The 1,781-nt window shown below is 75.1% G+C and carries 2 protein-coding genes and 1 pseudogene; 2 read left to right on the top strand and 1 reads right to left on the bottom strand.

Features of this window, described 5'->3' with window-relative positions:
- Positions 1 to 170, top strand: a pseudogene (locus AB0G02_RS38290) (NAD-dependent protein deacetylase); the annotation flags it as partial.
- Here the strand turns inward: AB0G02_RS38290 and AB0G02_RS38295 are convergent.
- Positions 142 to 1,119 carry an endonuclease/exonuclease/phosphatase family protein gene (locus AB0G02_RS38295; RefSeq protein WP_360804834.1) on the bottom strand — a complete coding sequence of 326 codons (978 nt, stop codon included), beginning with the start codon at positions 1,117 to 1,119 and terminating at the stop codon, positions 142 to 144. The pseudogene AB0G02_RS38290 and the gene AB0G02_RS38295 overlap by 29 nt on opposite strands.
- Before the next feature lie 18 nt (positions 1,120 to 1,137).
- Between AB0G02_RS38295 and pcp the strand changes: the two genes are divergently transcribed.
- The gene (pcp, locus tag AB0G02_RS38300) at positions 1,138 to 1,770 is read left to right on the top strand and encodes a pyroglutamyl-peptidase I (RefSeq protein ID WP_360804837.1); all 633 of its coding nucleotides are present in this window, start codon (positions 1,138 to 1,140) and stop codon (positions 1,768 to 1,770) included.
- Positions 1,771 to 1,781 lie beyond the last annotated feature (11 nt).

Raw genomic sequence — 1,781 nt, forward strand, 5'->3', positions numbered from 1 at the left:
CGGGCCTGGCCGTGCCGACCGTGCGCCGTCAGGCCGAGCTGGCCGCCGCCGCGTCGGGCGCGCTGATCAGGGTCAACCCGCGCGAGCCGGAGGTGCGGCACGGGCGCGGGGTGTCGCTGCCGCTGGGCGCGCTGGAGGCGCTCACCGAGCTGGCACGACGAATCGGCTGACCACCGCCCGGTGGTCCGAGCCGGGGACGTCCACCACGGCGAACGAGTCCACCGGGCACCGGCCGTCCACCAGCACGTGGTCGATGGCCACCGGCGGCGGCCACAGCGCGCCACCGGACGGCCAGGTCGGGTGCAGGCCCGCGCCGACCTCGTCCGCCGCGTCCACGTACCCGCTGCTGAGCAGCCGGCGCAGGCCGACGTGGTCCAGGGTGGCATTGAAGTCGCCCGCCAGCACCCGCACCGGCTCGTCCAGCTCGCGCTCGGGCAGGCCCGCCAGGTCCCGCTGCCAGCTCTCCGGCCCGGCCTCGACCACCGGCGGCAGCGGGTGCACCGACACGACCTCCAGGTCCTCCTCGCCGGGCAGGTCGACCAGCGCGCCGGCCTGCCGCAACGTGCTCGGCGGGGTGAGCGTGCGCGGGGACAGCGGGTAGCGGGACGCGATGCCCGAGCCCGAGCCGCCCGGCTCGTCCAGGAAGTGCCGGTACGGCAGCACGTCGTCCAGGCCGGCCCGCTCGAAGTCGCGGACCATCGCCGGCGTCAGCTCCTGCACGGCGAGCACGTCGACGCGGTGCGCCTTGACCGCCGCCACCACGGCCTCCGCCTCCGCCTTGCCGACCAGCAGGTTCGCCGACATCACGGTCACGTCCCGGCCCACGCCCACCGGCCGCGAGTCGGGGAACGCGCGGGGCGCGACGGCCGCCACCAGCACGACCGCGAGCAGCGACGTCACCGTGCCCACCGCCCAGCGCCGCAGCAGCAGCGCGAGCACCGCCAGCACCACACCGGCCGCCGTCAGGTAGGGCGTCAGCGCCGTCGTCGCGACCATGTGGCGCGTCCCGTCGATGCCGAGCAGCCGCGTGAGGGCGGCGAGCACGAACGCGATGGCCGCCACGACCAGCAGGAACGTCGTCCCCCTGCGCTTGGTGCGGCGTTCCCGGATGTCGACCACACGTTCTAGTCTGCCCGAGTGGACGTACTGCTGACGGGCTTCGAACCGTTCGACGGCGAGGACACCAACCCCTCGTGGGACGCGGTCGACGCGGTGCGACCGGACGGTTACCGGTTGACGACCCTGCGCCTGCCGTGCGTGTTCGGAGACTCGCTCACCGCGTTGCGCGACGCCCTCGCGGCCCGGCGCTACGACCTGGTCGTGTGCGTCGGCCAGGCGGGTGGACGGGCCGGTGTCACGCCGGAGCGCGTCGCGGTGAACCTGGACGACGCACGGATCCCGGACAACGCGGGCGCGCGGCCCATCGACGAGCCGGTGGTGCCCGGCGGGCCGGCGGCCTACTTCACCGGCCTCCCGGTGAAGGCGTGCGTCGCCGCGCTCCAGGCTGAGGGCATCCCGGCGTCGGTGTCGCACTCGGCGGGCACGTTCGTGTGCAACCACGTGTTCTACGGGCTCATGCACCTGGTCGCGACCGAGCACCCGGACGTGCGCGCGGGGTTCGTGCACGTGCCGTTCTCGCCGGAGCAGGCCGAGGGCCGCGACCACCCCAGCCTGCCCGTCGCCACCACGGCCAGGGCGCTGGAGCTGGTCGTGCGCACGGCCCTGAGCACCACCACCGACCTGCGCACCACCGCCGGCACCCTGCACTGACCCCGGCAACG

The organism is Actinosynnema sp. NPDC023658 (assembly GCF_040639995.1).
Lineage (GTDB): Bacteria > Actinomycetota > Actinomycetes > Mycobacteriales > Pseudonocardiaceae > Actinosynnema.